The following is a 16,200-nucleotide window of genomic DNA, read 5'->3' on the forward strand; positions in this document are numbered from 1 at the left end:
CAGCGTCTGCGTTCAGCACTCACGAGTTCAGCACTCAGTGGCAAAGGGAGCCTCCTGCGCGATCAAACGGACGCGTTGCTGGGTGAAGGGATGGCGAAAGCTCAGAGCCTGGGCATGCAGATGCAAGCGGCAGGAACGGCCGGCATCCCCATAGATGGGATCGCCCACGATGGGATGGCCCCGTTCGGCCAGATGGGCCCGCAGCTGATGGGAGCGCCCCGTGAGGGGACGCAGCCAGAGCCGCGTGCTGTGAGCACCAGCGGCGCGGGCTCTCCAGATCGTCAGCGCCAGACGTCCCTCGGGGTGGCTGCCGTAGCGCGGCGGTTGGCGCGACAGGCGCGCCAAAGGGCTGGCGATGCAACCGCGGCCATGGAGTTCCCCCTCCACATCCGCCTGATACAGCTTGTTGATCCGCCGTTCAGCAAACAGGGCACTCAAGCGGCGCAGGGCGTCAGCGCTTCGGGCCAAGAGCAGCACCCCCGAGGTGTCGCGGTCCAGGCGGTGAACCAGGCGCAGGCTTTGGTCCTGCTGCTGCAGGCGGGTGATCACGGAATCGCTTTGCTCGGGCCCCAGGCCCGGTTGGCTCAGCAGGCCGGCGGGCTTGTCGACCGCCATCAGCCACGGGTCCTGGATCAGCAGCTTCAAGGGGAGAGCCGCTGGGCGCAGTGTTTTTCAAACAAGGCCACCACCTGCTCCGCGGGCAGGGCCTGAATCAGCCGGGCTTCCGCCTCAACGTGATGCTGGCTGGAGTGATACAACTGCAACTCGTGAAAAGGATTGGGCTCCTGCTGGCGGGCCAGCTCCACCTCACGGCTGAGCAAGGCCGCCGGCATCAGGTTGCCGCCATGGCACGACTGCATCACATGGGCTGATTCATGGGCCAGCACCACCCAAACCACGGCGGGATCGTCAGGCAGGTTGTTGCCGCACATCAACAGGGCCTGCTTACCCTCATGGAAGGCCCCAAGCAAGCCCAAAGGGCAGTCGGGCGCTACCAGGGCCTTCACGCCCGCCCGCTGCAGCAGCCGCAGGTAACTGGCGATGCGATCCCAGGTTGAGGCTTGAACAGCACTGCCCGTGAGCTGCAACACCAGCAGAACCAACAGCGCAGCCCTGAAACGGCGACCCATCAAGCCAGGGACCACAGAACAATCTCATTGGTCTCAAGATCGGCTCAAGCTGGCTTGATTCCCACCGAAGTTCTACAGATTTTCAGTCGTCAAGCAGCTGCTCCACGGACGTGACCTTCTCAGCAAACGACTGCTGCCGATCGGTGCGGGTGTTGAGCTTGAGCGTTGTGTAAAGACGCAGGGCTCCCATGCCGTGCAACTCGGCATGACACGCGCGCACACAGTCCATCACCTCGTCCCACGGGCCTTCGATCGCTGTGCCATTGGGACCCAGCTGGTGGGTTAGGCCCGTGGCGGCGATCACCCGCTCACAGGCGGCGATGGAGGGCGAAAGACTGACGCCCACACCGATCGGCACCACGCAGAGGTCAACGCTGACCCACATCAGCCCGCCATCGAACTGGATCGGCTCAAGCAACTGACGGGGTAGTCGATGGTGCGCCAACTGCCGCTGTCGGTTCGCACTTCAACCGCAATGCCCTGCTGACCCATGGAACAGCGGGACCCTTGTCCCGTGCACCAATCGCTGGCATCAGCTATGGCCAGTTCCAACGTGTCGTAAGGGGCGTCGAGCACCGGATGCGGCTGACCGTCGAGGCCAACCAACCGGTAGCGGGAGCGATGCTTGGCCATCGCAGTCCAATCCCGGAAGTGTCACCATCTTCCCATGGTCCCGACCCAGCGGCATTCCCACACTGGAGCCAGCAACGGGACGCAAAGGGCATGAGTGAACAGCTGCAGCAGGCCTACAACGCCTTGATGGTGAAGGCTCCGGGGGCAGCGTTTCAAAAAGCACGGGCCCTGTATCTCAACAAATATCCACTTCCCCAGGCCGATGGCAGTGCTCCGCTGCGGCTCTACGTCTGCGATGAGCGGCTGGAGGAATCGATTCAGCCCGCCAACGATGGTGATCCGAATCACCGCCTGGCGATTCTCCGCTCACGGCCTGGGCAGTTGGCCGTGGTGCACTGGCAACTGCCCGGGCCGCCCGAGCCGGAGCAGCTGCGCCGCTACCTGCAGGACACCTGGTCGCTCAACCCGGACGAACTGGAGATCGAGGCCCTCAGCACCCCCTGGTTCCGGGAGGGCGGGCATCAAAGCCGCTTTGCCGCACCGATGGGGTTGGGCTGGCAACAACAAACCCTCTTAACCCTCAAGGAAGAAAACTAAAAGCAATTCCGCAGAACGACCAAAGCCGCGCAACCGCATCGCTAGCGAGAAGAAATAGCCCGCTCAGCCGATGCTCAGCAAGTACGCCGAACGCTATGTGCTGCGGTCCTGCTCGGAGGGCGGCTACCTCGGCATCAATGCCGTGGACCAACGCATCGAGAGCCAAGCCGACCTCGACAGGGCATGGATTTTTCACAGCCACGATGGCGCTGTGAAACACGCCCTTTGGATCCGCGAGGTGTTCGGAGAAGCACCAGACGTGGTGAAGCTGGATCAGTGACTGGATCTGTGGACTGATCTGTGAACTGAAACGTGGTGGTGATCAGCCGTGGATGAAATTGCGCAGGCGGCGTGATTCGGCAGCTTGATCCTTCTGAAGCTCAGCTGCCGTTCGCGCGTGGTGTTCACGCTGCTGGGCAGCGAAGACATCCGCCTCACTCAGGGCAGAGCCGTGCTCGGCAGCGAGCCCGAGAAACCGCTCAAGATCCATGGGCTGCGCGAGGGCCTTGGCCAGATCAGGGTCGCTGTCGCGAAGCGTGAGAAACCGATCCAGATCCTCGAGAGACATCCCTGCACCACTTGTTGCGTGCTCCCATTCAAGTCAGCATCGACCCAAGTAGGGAGGTTGCATGCTGTTGAAACTGATCAGCTGCGGCAGCCTGGCGCTGGTGAGTGTTCTGGTGGTGGCCCTGCTGCAGGGTTTGCGGCAGCACAACCAACGCATCCATGCGCTGCAGGAGCGGATCGATCAGCTGGAGGAGCGCACACCGAACCGCGCCCACAGTGAGCTGCTCAGCCAACAGATGGGTGTGATGCAGGAACGCATGGACGCCTTCTCGGCCATGCGCACCTCGGCCGCTTCACCCCTTCACCGCATCCCCGCTGGCATTGGGCAGGATGAAGCGCTGCAAGAGCACGAACAAGACCAACACCGGCAGGATTGAGACCACCGAGCCGGCGGCAACGATCCGCCAATCCAGCGAAAAGCTGCTGGAGAGCTGCTGCAACCCCAGAGGCAAGGTGTAGAGGGACGGGTCGTCGAGGATCACCAGCGGCCAGAGGAAATCACTCCAGGTGCCGATGAACACGAACATCGCCAGGGTGATGAGATCGGCTTTTGCGGCGGGAATCATCACGTTCCACCATTCCCCCAGGCGGCTGCAGCCATCGATGCGTGCCGCCTCCTCCAGCTCCTTGGGGACACCCAGGAAGCTCTGGCGCAGCAGATAAAGGCCAAAGGCTGTGGCCGCCTGGGGAATCACCAGGGCCAGCAGGGTGTTGCGCAGCCCCAGCTGCACCATCAGCAGATACAGCGGAATCATCACCACCTGAAACGGGATCAGGATCGTGGCCACCACCAACCCCAGCACCAGGCCCCGGCCGGCGAAGCGCAGCCGGGCCAGGGGGTAGGCGGCCAGGGAGCAGAACAGCAGGTTGGCCAGCACCGCCAGGCCACTCACCACGGTGCTGTTGAACAGATAGTTGGTGAGGGGATTGTCCTGAAACAGCCTCACGTAGGCATCGAGGCTCGGCTGGGCGGGCAGCAACGCCGGTGGACTGCTGAAGATGTCTTCCGCCGGGCCCTTGAGCGAGGTGCTCACCAACCAGAGCAAGGGCGTGAGCACCAGCAGCGCCAGAAGAATCAGCAGCACCAGCTGAACGGCCTTGGCGGTGGAGGTGCGCATGGCGTCGGCTCTAGAGCGTCGGTCGGGTCTCCAGAACAACAGGATCCTTCTGCGGATGCAATGACTGGCGCTCCTCTCCGGCCACCAGGCGATTGAGGGCGTTCACGAAGGCCATGGCCGCCGCCACCACCACATCGGTGTCGGCAGCGTGACCGGAATAGAGCGCACCGTTGCGGCGCAGGCGAATGGTCACATCGCCCATGGCATCGATGCCCTCGGTGACCGACTTCACCGAAAACTCGATCAATTCATTGGGCACACCCGCCAGATCATTCAGGGCACGGCAGACGGCATCCACCGGACCGGTGCCCACTGCCGAGCCCGTGGTTTCACTGCCCTCTTCATCCGAAAGGGTGACGGTGGCGGTGGGGCGCAGGCTGCTGCCGCAGCTGACCTGCACCAACTTGAGCTGGAAGCGGGCTTCCGGCTGCTGCACCTGTTCGCTGACGATCGCCTCCAGATCACGGTCGGTGATCTCGCGCTTGCGATCCGCGAGTTCCTTGAAGCGGGCAAAGGCCTCATCGAGATCCTCACGGGTGAGGTCGTAGCCCAGCTCCTCCAGTCGAGCGCGAACGGCACTGCGGCCGCTCAGCTTGCCGAGGGAGATGCGGTTGTCGGACAAGCCCACCGTCTGGGCGTCGATGATTTCGTAGGTGAGCCGATTCTTGAGAACGCCGTCCTGGTGGATGCCGGATTCATGGGCGAAGGCATTGGCACCAACGATGGCCTTGTTCGGCTGCACCACCATGCCGGTGAGATTGGAGACCAGCCGTGAGGTCTTGGTGATCTCTTCGGTGCGCACGGCCGTTAGTGGCGTGGGGCTGTCCTCCTCCCGGCCAAAGAAGGGGTTGTAGTAACGACGCCTCACGTGCAGCGCCATCACCAACTCCTCGAGGGAGGCATTGCCGGCCCGTTCGCCGATGCCGTTGATCGTGCATTCGAGCTGACGGGCGCCGTTCTTGACGGCCTCAAGGAAATTGGCCACGGCCAGACCGAGATCGTTGTGGCCGTGCACCGAGATCACGGCATCGCCGATGTTGGGAACATGCTGATTGATGCCAGCGATCAGCGCACCGAACTCCGAGGGGGTGGTGTAGCCGACGGTGTCGGGAATGTTGATCGTGGTGGCACCCGCAGCAATCGCCGCCTCAATCACCTCGTAAAGGAACTCCGGATCGCTGCGGCCGGCGTCTTCACAGGAGAACTCAACATCCTCCACAAGAGAGCGGGCGTAGCTCACCATCTCGGGGACGATGCCGAGCACATCGGCACGGCTCTTGCGCAGCTTGTGCTCGAGGTGGATGTCGCTGGTGGCGATGAAGGTGTGAATGCGGCGACGCGGGGCTGGCGCCACGGCATCGGCGCAGGCCTTGATGTCGGCCCTTGAGGCACGGGCCAGACCACAGATGATCGGGCCGTTGTCGCCACCCACCTGCTGGGCGATCCGCTGCACGGCAGCGAAATCCCCGGGGCTGGCGAAGGGGAACCCCGCCTCGATCACATCCACACCGAGCCGCGCCAGCTGCTGGGCAATGGCCAGCTTTTCCTCCAGGTTGAGGCTCGCCCCGGGCGACTGCTCACCATCCCGAAGGGTGGTGTCAAAAATCAGGACGCGACCGGGGTCCTTGGCCATGGAAGGGGCTCCAGCGGAGGTCTTAGTCGGAATGACTATGAGTTAACCCATCTTAGTTCAGCCCCCGAGGGAGAATCGGATTAAATTCAGCCACCGTTTGGGCTTGTTCGTGACCAAAGGCGCTGTCGCCCTGGTGTTGCATGCCCATCTGCCCTACGTGCGATCGGCACAACCTGGCTCCTTGGAGGAGGACTGGTTTTTCCAGGCCCTGATCGAGTGTTATCTGCCGCTGCTGGAAACGCTGGAGCTGGCCAGCGCCGACCCCCACCAGCAGCCCAAGCTCACCATCGGCCTATCGCCGACGCTGCTGTCACTGCTCAGCGATCAAGACCTCAAGCAGCGCTTTCCCCAGTGGCTGAACGAACGGCTGGATCTGCTGCCGAAGGCCGACCCATCCCTGCGCGCAGGCGCCGAGCACCTGGCGGCCACGATCGAGCGGCACCGGCGGGCCTGGCAGAGCTGCGACGGCGACCTGATCCAGCGCTTCGCTGCTCTGCAGAGATTGGGGGTGGTGGACCTGCTCACTTGCGGCGCTACCCACGGCTATTTGCCCCTGCTGCGCCATCACCCGGAAGCGGTGCGCGGGCAACTGCGCACGGCGGTACGGGAACACCAACGCCTCGTGGGCGAACGCCCCTTGGGGATCTGGTTGCCAGAATGCGCCTATTACGAGGGCCTGGATCGCTGGATGCGCGATGCGGGGCTGCGCTACGCCGTGCTGGATGGGCATGGGTTGCTGCACGGCCGGCCCAGGCCCCGCTATGGGGTGTACGCCCCGATCTGCAGCCGCAATGGGGTGGCCTTCTTCGGACGCGACAGTGACGGCACGCTGCCGGTGTGGTCGGCCAAGGACGGCTACCCCGGCGATCCCCACTACCGCGAGTTCCACCGGGATCTGGGCTGGGACCTGCCGATCGAGGAGCTCAAACCCCTGGGGCTCGACCAGCCGCGACCGCTCGGCCTGAAGCTGCATCGGGTGACCGACCACAGCGCGCCGTTGGACCGCAAACGCCCCTACGAACCAGGGGTGGCAGCTGAACGGGTGAAAGAGCATGCAGCCGATTACCTGCAGGGCCGCCGGCGGCAACTGGATCAGCTCGGCGCTGCCATGGACGTTTCCCCCCTGCTGGTGGCCCCCTTCGATGCCGAACTGTTTGGCCACTGGTGGTTTGAAGGCCCGGCTTTTCTGAGCCAGCTGTTTCAGCAGGCACCTCAGGAAGGGGTGAGCTTCACCCGGCTGCGCGATGTGCTGAACAACGTTGGCCAGCTTCAGCTCTGCGATCCCTGCCCCTCGAGCTGGGGGCAAGGGGGCTATCACGACTACTGGCTGAACGACAGCAACGCCTGGATCATTCCTGAGTGGGAAAAAGCCAGCGCCGCGATGGTGCAGCGCTGCAGCCGCGGCGTGGGCAGCGAGCAGGCGATGCAGTGGCTGCAGCAGGCGGCGCGGGAACTATTGCTGGCGCAGTCGTCGGATTGGAGCTTCATCCTGCGGGCCGGCACCACAACCGAACTGGCCAAAGAACGGGTGCAACGCCACCTGGGCCGCTTCTGGCAGTTGATGCAGGCGATCGACGGAACCAGCGAACTACCGGAGGGCTGGCTTGAGGAGGTGCAGGCGGACGACCGCCTGTTCCCGCTGATTCAGCCGTTGGACTGGGCTCCGCTGGAGCCCGCTGCTCAGCCTTCTGCGCCGCGCGCATAGACAAACGCCTCCCTCAGTTGAGGGAGGCGTGGATGTTCATCGCTCCCTCAACTGAGGGATCGGGTCTTTCCCGAAACGATCTCAAAAACGCGGCGCCTGATCCTTCGCCGCCCCCAGCACCAATCCCCGCCGCAATTCCCAGGGGGATAAGGCAAACAAACGCAGCATCACCCCCATCAAGCGCGGCAACGGCAGGGTGTTGGTGAGGAAGCCAAACCACTCCTCTTGGGGCAATGAAAAGAAGGTGGCGAAGTGGGTGCGCAGCAACGCTTCGTTGAAGCCCATCAAACGGCCCAAACCGAACTGATAAAGCTGATGGCGCAGCAGCAATTCGATCGGCCAAAGCGCTTGCCAGCCCCGTTGCGCCAAAGCCGCTGAACCAAGGCTTGGATTAGCGAGAGCTTCGGCTAAAGCCTGGGCTAGATCAGGCCCCCGCCGAAGCAGCGATCCCACCATGTAGCCCGAGGCCGGATGCACCATGCTCGCCGCACCACCAAAGGCCAGCACCGGCTGGCTGCGATCCGGCAGCGGCAGGTTCATCGGGAAGAGGCAGAACTCTTCGTGGATCACCTCGGTGATCTCCACGCCGCGAAGATCCAGGCGCTGCTGCAGCCGTTGTTCGAGCACGTCGTAGGGAACACCTGGTGCCAAGGCGAGTGAGGTTTCCTCTACGAAGAACACCCCATCGCCCAGATCCATCGCATACAAAAACGTAGGCGGTTCGCTGCGCTGCTCCTCGCTGAGGTGATCGCAGCGGTAGTCCATCAACACAAACCGACCTTTCTCGATTGGTGGTTTGGAGAAACGCCCCACCACGCCATAGGCCGCCTGGCCTGCCACCGGTCCCTGATCGGGGCGGCGAATGTGGGGCGTGCGCGAACCGGAAGCATCAATCACCAACCGCGCCTGCAGGGTGGTTTCTGATGCGCAACACACGTTGGTGGTTGCACCATTCACCTCCACCCGCTCAACGGTGTCTTGATGAAAGACCACACCCTCAGCCCGCTCCAGCCAATAGCGCTGCAGAGCCGCCCGATCGAACAGGCCGTAGTCGATCCCGTGGGCATGGCTCTGATCCTGAGCCGTTGATCCACCTTCACCGAAATAACTGACGGTGTCGCTCCAGCGGTGCTCCAGCAGCTGCTCAAGCCCCACCACTTTGAGCTCATCGGCCCAGATGCCGTAGGTGTTCGGCCAGGGATCGTCGACCGGATCCGGGGCGATGCCAGCAACAGCCACACCCCGTTTGTTCAGTTCCGAAGCGATGCAGAGGGCAGCAGGACCGCCCCCCAGCACCAGCACATCAACCGGCTCAGGCAAGGTCAGCTGTCCTGAGCGTTGTTTTCAGTGTTAGCCGCTTCGGTGTCACTCGAGTCGCTGTCGTTCGACGTGTCGTCAGCGGAATCGTCCTCGGCTTCCGGCGGCACCAGCACCACCTTCAGAAGCCGGTCGCCCTTGTCGAGCTTCTGCAGACGCACCCCCGTAGCAGCACGGGACTGCTGTGGAATGGCATCGGCGCTGGTGCGCACGATCACCCCTTTCTCACTCACCAGCAGCAGCTCTTCGCCGGCACCGAGCACGCTCAGCCCCACCAGCTCGTCAGAGTCGGTGCGGAACTTCATTGCGCGAAGACCCATGCCGGCCCGCTTTTGCAAACGGAATTGCGTCACCGGAACTCGCTTGCCCAGACCGGAGGCCGACGCCACGAGCACCCAGGGGCCCTCGCTGGCGGCATCCTCTTCATCGTCGGCACTGGCGGCCACCTGATCGGCAAGTTCCACCGGAAGCACATCCATGCTCACGAGGGCATCGCCCTCGCGCAGGTTCATCGACCGCACGCCGCGGGCCGTGCGCCCCAGTGGCCGCAATTCCTCATCGCTGAGGCGGAAGTGGATGGTCATCCCGGCTTTGGAGCCGATCAAAACGCTGTCACCGGGGACGGCCAGGCGCACCCAAGTGAGGGCGTCGCCTTCCTCCAGGTTGATGGCGATCAGGCCATTGGAGCGGATGTTGCTGAAAGCCGAAAGGCGGGTGCGCTTGATGAAGCCACCTCGGGTGAGCATCACCAGGTCGGTGTCGTCGCTGAATTCCGACACGGGAATCAACGTGGTGATCGCTTCTTCCCGGGGGATCGGCAGCAGCTGCACCACCGGCATTCCCTTGGCCGCACGGCTGCACTGGGGCACGCGGTAGGCGGGCAGGGCGTACGACACACCACGGTCGCTGAACAGCACCAGGGTGTCGTGGTCGTTGCAGCTGATGAACAGCTTCACCGCATCTTCACCCTGGCTGCGGGTGCCCGCCTTGCCACGGGTGCCGCGGCTGGTGGCTTCAAATTCACTCACCGGCATCCGCTTGAGGTAGCCGGTCTCGGTGAGCAGCACCACCGACCGCTCGTTGGCGATCAGGTCAATGTCAGACAGGCCACCGCCGAGATCGAGGATTTCGGTGCGGCGCGGCGTCGGGTAGCGCTCCCGCAGCTGGCCGAGCTCGTCCTGGATGATCCCGAACACCCGCTCACGCCGGCCAAGGATGTCCTTGTAGTCGGCGATCTTGGTGACCAAATCCTCGTGCTCGAGCCGGATCTTGTCGGCCTCAAGAGCGGTGAGACGACGCAGCTGCATCTGCAGGATGGCGTCGGCCTGGATGTCGGACAGGCCATGGCGATCCTGCAGCTGTTGCCGGGCCGTGGCCGTGTCGGGTGCAGCCCGGATCAGGGCAATGATCGGATCGAGCTGATCGAGGGCCAGCAGCAGGCCCAGCAGGATGTGGTCGCGCTCTTCGGCCTTGCGCAGCAGATAGCGGGTGCGGCGCTCGATCGTCTCGACGCGGAAGTCGAGGAACACCTCGAGCATCTTGCGCAGAGTGAGCAGGATCGGCTCACCGTTCACCAGCGCCAGCATGTAGGCACTGAAGTTGCTCTGCAGCGGAGTGAGCTTGAACAGGTTGTTCAGCACCACCTGCGGGTAGGCGTCGCGGCGCAGCTCCACAACGATCCGCATGCCGTCGCGGTCGCTCTCGTCGCGGATGTCGGAGATGCCCTCGAGCTTCTTGTCGTTGACCAGCTCTGCGATGCGCTCGATCAGCGCCGCTTTGTTGGTCTGGTACGGCAACTCGGTGATGATCACCGCATCGCGATCGGGACGCCCCGGGGCCTCGATCGTTTCGATGTTGGCCACGCCGCGCATCGTCACCGAGCCGCGGCCACCCAGGTAAGTCTCACGGATGCCTTCACGGCCCAGGATCTGACCGCCGGTGGGGAAGTCCGGTCCAGGGATCAGCTGGATCAGCTCCTGATCGCTGATCTCCGGGTTCGCGATCAACGCGAGCAAGCCATCAATCAGTTCGTTGAGGTTGTGGGGCGGGATGTTGGTCGCCATCCCCACGGCGATGCCCGCCGAACCATTCAGCAGCAGCTGCGGAATCCGCGCCGGCAGCACCGTGGGCTCCTGCTGGGAGCCATCGAAGTTGTCGGCGAAATCAACGGTCTCGGCCTCAATGTCCTCCAGGAGGCTGTCGGTGGTGAGCGCCTGCAACCGCGATTCGGTGTATCGCATGGCCGCCGGCGGGTCGTTGTCCACCGAACCGAAGTTGCCGTGCCCATCGATCAGGGGCATCGACATGGAGAAGTCCTGGGCCATGCGCACCAGGGCGTCGTACACAGCGGTGTCGCCGTGGGGGTGATATTTACCGAGCACTTCGCCCACCACACGGGCGCACTTGCGGTAGGGCCTGTCGCTGGTGAGGCCCAGCTCGTACATCGCGTACAGGATCCGGCGATGCACCGGCTTGAGGCCATCGCGGGCATCGGGCAGGGCCCGACCAACGATCACGCTCATCGCGTACTCCAAGTAGGAGCGCGACATCTCGTTGCGCAGGTCCGTCTGAATGATCCGATCGTCGGAATCGCCGGGACCGCCGCCGCCAGGCCCCACAGAATCCGTCATACGTGCATCAGACGTCCTTTGTCAGTCTATCTCGGACGGTGGTGAGAGCAGAAAAATCCGGATAAACTGTCGAACGCTTTCAACTGACGTGATGGGTCCTGTCGACGAGCCGCGCCCTGAAGCCGAAACCCCAGGCAGCGACCCCACCCCCACACCGGAGCCCACGCCCGCCGCAACGCCGGAACCTGAGCCAACTCCGGCACCCACGCCAGCACCAACACCGGCTCCGACTCCGGCACCAACCCCCGCTCCAACAGCAGACCCGGTAATCGCCTCCACCGTGTCGATCCCTGCTCAGGAGAGCGCCGATGAAGACGGCGGCGAATGGGAGCTGCTGGTGGGCAAGGTGAAGGACTGGCTCGAGCAGAACGATCTGGCGGAGCTCTGGACCAAAGCCCAGCTGCCGCTGCGGGTGATAGGCGGCCTGATCGTCTTCAGCCTGGTGGCGACGGTTTACTCCGGCGTGCTCAGCACCATCAACAGCATCCCTCTGGTGCCAGGCCTGCTTGAGCTGGCCGGCGTGATCTGGCTGGTGAACTTCGCCCTGCGCAACCTGATCCGCAACAGCGATCGGGACAACTTCATCAAGGGTGCCCGCTCCACCTGGACCCGCGTGACGGGCCGATCGAGCTGACCCGATCAAGCTGAGCCGATCATCCCGATTGGTAGCTTGATCTGACTTTATTGAAGTCGCGCGGTGGACATTCAGCTCGGACGCTCCAAGACCGTTCGCCGGGCCTACGGAATCGATGAAATCGCCCTGGTGCCTGGGGGTCGCACGGTGGACCCCGAGGTCACCGATACCCGTTGGACCCTGGGCGGCATCGAGCGCGAGATCCCGATCATCGCCAGCGCCATGGACGGCGTGGTGGACGTGGGCATGGCCGTTCGCCTGTCCCAACTGGGCGCCCTCGGCGTGTTGAACCTTGAGGGTGTTCAGACCCGCTACGAAGACCCCAACCAGGTGTTGGATCGCATCGCCGCCGTCGGCAAGGACGAGTTCGTCCCGCTGATGCAGGAGATCTACAGCCAGCCGGTTCAGGAGGCGCTGATCCGCAAACGCATCCAGGACATCAAGGCCCAGGGAGGCATCGCCGCCGTTAGCGGCACTCCGGTGGCCGCCATGCGTTTCGGCAAGGCCATCGCCGAAGCCGGAGCCGACCTGTTCTTCGTGCAGGCCACTGTGGTCTCCACGGATCACACCGGCCCTGCAGGCCAGGAGACCCTGGATCTGGAAGCCCTGTGCCGCGACATGGGCGTTCCCGTGGTGATCGGCAACTGCGTCACCTACGACGTGGCCCTGCAGCTGATGCGGGCTGGTGCAGCGGGCGTAATGGTGGGCATCGGCCCCGGTGCCGCCTGCACCTCCCGTGGCGTTCTCGGTGTGGGCATTCCCCAAGCCACCGCAGTGGCCGACTGCGCTGCCGCCCGGGCCGACTACGAAAAGGAAAGCGGTCGCTACGTGCCGATCGTTGCCGACGGTGGCATCGTCACCGGTGGTGACATCTGCAAGTGCATCGCCTGCGGCGCCGACGCCGTGATGATCGGCTCCCCCATTGCCCGTGCCGAGGAAGCTCCCGGTCGGGGCTTCCACTGGGGCATGGCCACCCCAAGCCCGGTGCTGCCCCGAGGCACCCGCATCAATGTGGGCAACACCGGCAGCATCGAACGCATCCTGCGCGGCCCGGCCAAGTTGGACGACGGCACCCACAACCTGCTGGGCTGCCTGAAGACATCCATGGGCACCCTGGGCGCCCAAACCATCAAAGAGATGCAGCAAGTGGAGGTGGTCGTGGCACCCTCCCTGCTGACGGAAGGCAAGGTCTACCAAAAGGCCCAGCACCTCGGAATGGGCAAGTAAGGCAGGGCTAAATTGGAGCTGTGCGGGCTTCGGCCCACACACTCCTCACACCTCCCGGCCCGGCGCGATCGGGCTTTCACTCTTTGTGGAGAGCGACTGTCACAGTTCCCTTCTCAGCAGGGAAGAGCTGTGTTTTCGCTCGAAACCGTTGCTAAATTCTCCCTAAATTCCCCTGCTCATATGTCCAGCGCTGCTGCTGTCACCGACGCATCCTTCGAGCAGGACGTGCTCCAGAGCGAAGTGCCGGTTCTCGTGGACTTCTGGGCACCCTGGTGCGGACCCTGCCGCATGGTGGCTCCTATCGTCGAAGAGATCGCCAAGGAATTCGACGGCCAGATCAAGGTGTTCAAGCTCAACACCGACGAGAATCCCAACGTCGCCAGCCAGTACGGCATCCGCAGCATCCCGACACTGATGGTGTTCAAGGGCGGCCAGAAGGTTGACACCGTCGTGGGGGCAGTTCCCAAGGCAACCCTGTCAGGAACCATTTCCAAGTACCTCTGAATCCGTCTCCAGAACAGATCAACCGGTTGAGTCTGAACCTCGGGTTAATCGATTACGGCATGGGCAATCTCCACTCGGTGGAGAAATGCCTCGAGCGGCTTGATCAGGGCTGCTCGCTTATCCATAACGCCGATGATCTGGAGGGCGTCGATGCGCTGATCCTGCCCGGGGTCGGCTCCTTCGATCCGGCCATGGCCAACCTCAGAGCCACAGGACTGGTGCCCCACCTGCTGCGCTGGGGCCAGGAGGATCGCCCCTTGCTCGGCATCTGCCTCGGCCTGCAATTGCTGTTCGAGCAAAGCGATGAAGGCAGCGATCCAGGCCTCGGGCTCCTGGGCGGACGGGTGAACCGCCTGCCCAGCAACAGCGGCGAACGCATCCCCCATATGGGCTGGGCTCCGTTGAAGCATCACGGCAGCTGCCCGCTGCTCAGCAGCGTTGCCCCGTCGGAGTGGGTCTATTTCGTGCACAGCTACGCCGCTGTTCCCACCGATCGGAATGACCTCAAGGCCTCGGCCCCCTTCGGCGATCAGGAGGTGACCGCTGTGGTCTGGCGGGGCCGCGTCGGCGCTTGCCAGTTCCATCCGGAGAAGTCGTCCGATGCTGGAGAACAGATGCTAAAGCGCTGGTTGACCTGGCTGCGCAACGGGGCTGCACCCTGCCCATGAGCGGTGGCGGGCAACTGCGCCTCAGCGGGGGGCGACGGCTGCTGAGCCCCGGGGGTCGCACGGCTCGGCCCACCACCTCCAGGGTGCGCGAAGCGGTGATGAACATCCTTGCCCCGCACCTGCAGGACTGTCGCTGGCTCGACCTCTGCAGCGGCAGCGGCGTGATGGGGTGTGAGGCCCTGCAGCGGGGGGCGCGCTGTGTGGTGGCCGTTGATCAAGACCCGCAGTGCATCCGCGTCAGCCGCAGCAACCTCAGTGTCGTGGCGGCAAGCCGTTCACCGGCTCCGGAGATCCGCACCGAACGACGGGAACTGATCTCGTGGCTGCGCAAGGGCTGGAGCCAGGAGCCCTTCGACATCGTCTATTTCGACCCTCCCTACGACCAGGGCCTCTACGAACCCTGCCTGATCGCCCTTGCCGAGGGGAATTGGCTTCACCAGGATTCTCTGGTGGTGTGTGAACACCGCTCAAACCTGAACCCAGAACCGGGCTCAGATTGGACAGTGGTGGATAAACGCCGCTACGGCATCAGCAGCGTGATGCTGCTCAGCCCCCCAGAGCGCTACCACCACGGCGGTACTGGTTCCATGCCGCCACGAATAGACCCATCAGCGTGACGGGGATCAGACCCAGAACGATGCCGCAGAGCAAAGGTTCGATCATCGCGTCGCGTCAGCAATCAGAATTAGGGAGAATTCTCTCATTGGAACTCCGGGTCTGTGGTCCAGCCGTCACGAATTGCGGCCGAATCGGCATCAGCTGATGCAAATGATTCGAGCGATCGGGGTCGCGGCCTGATCGCCGCGCTCGTGGTGTCGGCTGCCACGGCCTGCGTGGTGCTGGTGCTCTGGGTACTGGGCAGCGCCCAACAGGACCCCTACATCAAGGCCAGCCTTGAGCTGCAGGGAGCCGTTGACCACGGCGGCCAGCTGTTCCGAATCAATTGCGCCGGCTGCCATGGCCTGGCCGGCCAGGGGTTGGTGGGCCCTCAACTTCAGGGCGTCAGCAACCAACTCAAAGACCCCGTTCTGGTGCACCAGATCATCAGTGGTGAAACTCCCCCCATGCCGAGCTTTGAGATGGAACCGCAATCGATGGCCGACCTGCTGGCCTACCTGCACACCCTCAGCTGAGCCGCTGCCTTGAATGCCGTTGTCGTGCTGGTGGAGCCGGCCGGCCCCCTGAACATCGGAAGCGTGGCAAGGCTCTGCGCCAATTTCGGGGTGAGCGAGCTGCGGCTGGTGGCCCCCCGCTGTGACCACCTCAGCGAGGAGGCCATGCTGATGGCCGTGCACGGCCAGGCGCTGCTTCAGGGCGCCGTGGTGGTTCCCGACCTGCTGACGGCCATCCATGACTGCCGCCGCACCGTGGGCAGTTGCGGACGCCTGGACCATGGCGAGATCCCCCTTCAAACACCCGAGCAGGCCCTGGGTTGGTTGCTGGCCAGCGATGGCAGCAGCTCCAACTCAGACGCCCCCGTGGCCTTGGTGTTTGGACGGGAAGACCGCGGCCTCAGCAACAGTGAGCTGCGGCTCTGCCAGAGGGTTCTCTGCCTGCAGAGCGGGGAGGCCTATCCCTCGCTGAATCTCTCCCACGCCGTGGCGGTGGTTCTGCATGAGTTGGCCCGCCTCAACAGCGGGACCACGGAAACCCGCTGCATCGAGCCGCCATCGCCGGACCCGGCAGCCGCCAAGGCGCTTTCAGCCTGTCTTGACGACGCCACTGACCTGCTGCTGGAGGCCGGTTTCCTGCTGGAGCACACCGCCGCCGCCCGCATGGCCAAGGTGCGGGATCTGCTGCAACGCGCCACGGTGCGCGCTGAGGAGGTGGCTCTGCTGCGGGGAATGGTGCGCCAACTGCGCTGGGCCATCCGCGCCAAGCGCCCCTAATCTCTGCC

General features: G+C 63.9%; 20 protein-coding genes and 1 pseudogene. 11 read left to right on the forward strand and 10 right to left on the reverse strand.

Going from position 1 to position 16,200, the window contains the following annotated elements; translation table 11 throughout:
* Positions 1 to 27 precede the first annotated feature (27 nt).
* From SynTAK9802_RS09015 to SynTAK9802_RS09030, 4 genes are all read right to left on the reverse strand, one after another.
* Positions 28 to 615, reverse strand: a complete 588-nt coding sequence (locus SynTAK9802_RS09015; protein ID WP_186498155.1) for an RluA family pseudouridine synthase — start codon at positions 613 to 615, stop codon at positions 28 to 30.
* Positions 616 to 641: 26 nt separating this feature from the next.
* A complete protein-coding gene (locus tag SynTAK9802_RS09020) occupies positions 642 to 1,130 on the reverse strand; it encodes a hypothetical protein (RefSeq protein WP_186495821.1) in 489 nt (162 codons plus the stop codon).
* 82 nt (positions 1,131 to 1,212) lie between these two features.
* Positions 1,213 to 1,515 carry an MTH1187 family thiamine-binding protein gene (locus SynTAK9802_RS09025; RefSeq protein ID WP_186495822.1) on the reverse strand — a complete coding sequence of 101 codons (303 nt, stop codon included), beginning with the start codon at positions 1,513 to 1,515 and terminating at the stop codon, positions 1,213 to 1,215.
* Positions 1,515 to 1,763 (reverse strand): hypothetical protein, encoded by a 249-nt coding sequence (locus SynTAK9802_RS09030; RefSeq protein ID WP_186495823.1) that lies wholly within the window; start codon positions 1,761 to 1,763, stop codon positions 1,515 to 1,517. The genes SynTAK9802_RS09025 and SynTAK9802_RS09030 overlap by 1 nt, the downstream gene beginning before the upstream one ends.
* 90 nt (positions 1,764 to 1,853) lie before the next feature.
* Between SynTAK9802_RS09030 and SynTAK9802_RS09035 the strand changes: the two genes are divergently transcribed.
* Both SynTAK9802_RS09035 and SynTAK9802_RS09040 read left to right on the forward strand, forming a co-directional pair.
* The gene (locus tag SynTAK9802_RS09035; RefSeq protein ID WP_186495824.1) at positions 1,854 to 2,300 is read left to right on the forward strand and encodes a hypothetical protein; all 447 of its coding nucleotides are present in this window, start codon (positions 1,854 to 1,856) and stop codon (positions 2,298 to 2,300) included.
* Positions 2,301 to 2,370: 70 nt separating this feature from the next.
* A complete protein-coding gene (locus SynTAK9802_RS09040; RefSeq protein ID WP_186495825.1) occupies positions 2,371 to 2,580 on the forward strand; it encodes a hypothetical protein in 210 nt (69 codons plus the stop codon).
* Positions 2,581 to 2,622: 42 nt separating this feature from the next.
* Here the strand turns inward: SynTAK9802_RS09040 and SynTAK9802_RS09045 are convergent, their stop codons facing one another.
* Positions 2,623 to 2,868 carry a Nif11-like leader peptide family natural product precursor gene (locus SynTAK9802_RS09045; RefSeq protein WP_186495826.1) on the reverse strand — a complete coding sequence of 82 codons (246 nt, stop codon included), beginning with the start codon at positions 2,866 to 2,868 and terminating at the stop codon, positions 2,623 to 2,625.
* A 61-nt stretch (positions 2,869 to 2,929) separates the two neighbouring features.
* On the opposite strand from SynTAK9802_RS09045, the gene SynTAK9802_RS09050 reads away from it, so the two are divergent.
* Complete coding sequence (locus SynTAK9802_RS09050; RefSeq protein ID WP_186495827.1) at positions 2,930 to 3,244, forward strand: hypothetical protein; 315 nt, start codon at positions 2,930 to 2,932, stop codon at positions 3,242 to 3,244.
* Here SynTAK9802_RS09050 and SynTAK9802_RS09055 read toward each other — a convergent pair.
* Both SynTAK9802_RS09055 and SynTAK9802_RS09060 read right to left on the reverse strand, forming a co-directional pair.
* A complete protein-coding gene (locus SynTAK9802_RS09055; RefSeq protein ID WP_186495828.1) occupies positions 3,161 to 3,985 on the reverse strand; it encodes a carbohydrate ABC transporter permease in 825 nt (274 codons plus the stop codon). The two genes, SynTAK9802_RS09050 and SynTAK9802_RS09055, sit on opposite strands and share 84 nt — an antisense overlap.
* Before the next feature lie 10 nt (positions 3,986 to 3,995).
* Positions 3,996 to 5,618 carry a 2-isopropylmalate synthase gene (locus tag SynTAK9802_RS09060; protein WP_115081872.1) on the reverse strand — a complete coding sequence of 541 codons (1,623 nt, stop codon included), beginning with the start codon at positions 5,616 to 5,618 and terminating at the stop codon, positions 3,996 to 3,998.
* Positions 5,619 to 5,727: 109 nt separating this feature from the next.
* Here SynTAK9802_RS09060 and SynTAK9802_RS09065 point away from each other — a divergent pair, with 109 nt between their 5' ends.
* Positions 5,728 to 7,323: a glycoside hydrolase family 57 protein gene (locus SynTAK9802_RS09065; RefSeq protein ID WP_186498157.1), complete on the forward strand. Its 1,596-nt coding sequence runs from the start codon at positions 5,728 to 5,730 to the stop codon at positions 7,321 to 7,323.
* Between the two features lie 81 nt (positions 7,324 to 7,404).
* On the opposite strand, the gene crtL is transcribed toward SynTAK9802_RS09065, so the two are convergent.
* Both crtL and gyrA read right to left on the reverse strand, forming a co-directional pair.
* Positions 7,405 to 8,643 (reverse strand): lycopene beta cyclase, encoded by a 1,239-nt coding sequence (gene crtL, locus SynTAK9802_RS09070; RefSeq protein WP_186495829.1) that lies wholly within the window; start codon positions 8,641 to 8,643, stop codon positions 7,405 to 7,407.
* A 2-nt stretch (positions 8,644 to 8,645) separates the two neighbouring features.
* Entirely contained in the window at positions 8,646 to 11,270 is a 2,625-nt protein-coding gene (gene gyrA / locus SynTAK9802_RS09075) for a DNA gyrase subunit A (protein ID WP_186495830.1), read from the reverse strand.
* A 91-nt stretch (positions 11,271 to 11,361) separates the two neighbouring features.
* On the opposite strand from gyrA, the gene SynTAK9802_RS09080 reads away from it, so the two are divergent.
* The 5 genes and pseudogenes from SynTAK9802_RS09080 to rsmD form a co-directional block, all read left to right on the forward strand.
* Entirely contained in the window at positions 11,362 to 11,904 is a 543-nt protein-coding gene (locus SynTAK9802_RS09080) for a CAAD domain-containing protein (protein WP_186495831.1), read from the forward strand.
* 63 nt (positions 11,905 to 11,967) lie between these two features.
* Positions 11,968 to 13,131 (forward strand): GuaB3 family IMP dehydrogenase-related protein, encoded by a 1,164-nt coding sequence (locus SynTAK9802_RS09085; RefSeq protein WP_115081876.1) that lies wholly within the window; start codon positions 11,968 to 11,970, stop codon positions 13,129 to 13,131.
* A gap of 180 nt (positions 13,132 to 13,311) precedes the next feature.
* Positions 13,312 to 13,635: a thioredoxin gene (gene trxA / locus SynTAK9802_RS09090; RefSeq protein ID WP_186495832.1), complete on the forward strand. Its 324-nt coding sequence runs from the start codon at positions 13,312 to 13,314 to the stop codon at positions 13,633 to 13,635.
* Between the two features lie 26 nt (positions 13,636 to 13,661).
* Complete coding sequence (hisH, locus tag SynTAK9802_RS09095; protein WP_186495833.1) at positions 13,662 to 14,303, forward strand: imidazole glycerol phosphate synthase subunit HisH; 642 nt, start codon at positions 13,662 to 13,664, stop codon at positions 14,301 to 14,303.
* A pseudogene (gene rsmD, locus SynTAK9802_RS09100) lies at positions 14,300 to 14,839 on the forward strand (16S rRNA (guanine(966)-N(2))-methyltransferase RsmD); the annotation flags it as partial. The gene hisH and the pseudogene rsmD, both read left to right, overlap by 4 nt.
* A 10-nt stretch (positions 14,840 to 14,849) precedes the next feature.
* Here the strand turns inward: rsmD and petG are convergent.
* Positions 14,850 to 14,966: a cytochrome b6-f complex subunit V gene (petG, locus tag SynTAK9802_RS12645; RefSeq protein WP_071823076.1), complete on the reverse strand. Its 117-nt coding sequence runs from the start codon at positions 14,964 to 14,966 to the stop codon at positions 14,850 to 14,852.
* A 56-nt stretch (positions 14,967 to 15,022) separates the two neighbouring features.
* Between petG and SynTAK9802_RS09105 the strand changes: the two genes are divergently transcribed.
* Both SynTAK9802_RS09105 and SynTAK9802_RS09110 read left to right on the forward strand, forming a co-directional pair.
* Positions 15,023 to 15,436: a c-type cytochrome gene (locus tag SynTAK9802_RS09105; RefSeq protein ID WP_025362444.1), complete on the forward strand. Its 414-nt coding sequence runs from the start codon at positions 15,023 to 15,025 to the stop codon at positions 15,434 to 15,436.
* A 9-nt stretch (positions 15,437 to 15,445) separates the two neighbouring features.
* Entirely contained in the window at positions 15,446 to 16,192 is a 747-nt protein-coding gene (locus SynTAK9802_RS09110; RefSeq protein WP_186495835.1) for an RNA methyltransferase, read from the forward strand.
* Positions 16,193 to 16,200 lie beyond the last annotated feature (8 nt).

The organism is Synechococcus sp. TAK9802, from assembly GCF_014279535.1.
In the GTDB taxonomy this organism is placed as follows: domain Bacteria; phylum Cyanobacteriota; class Cyanobacteriia; order PCC-6307; family Cyanobiaceae; genus Parasynechococcus.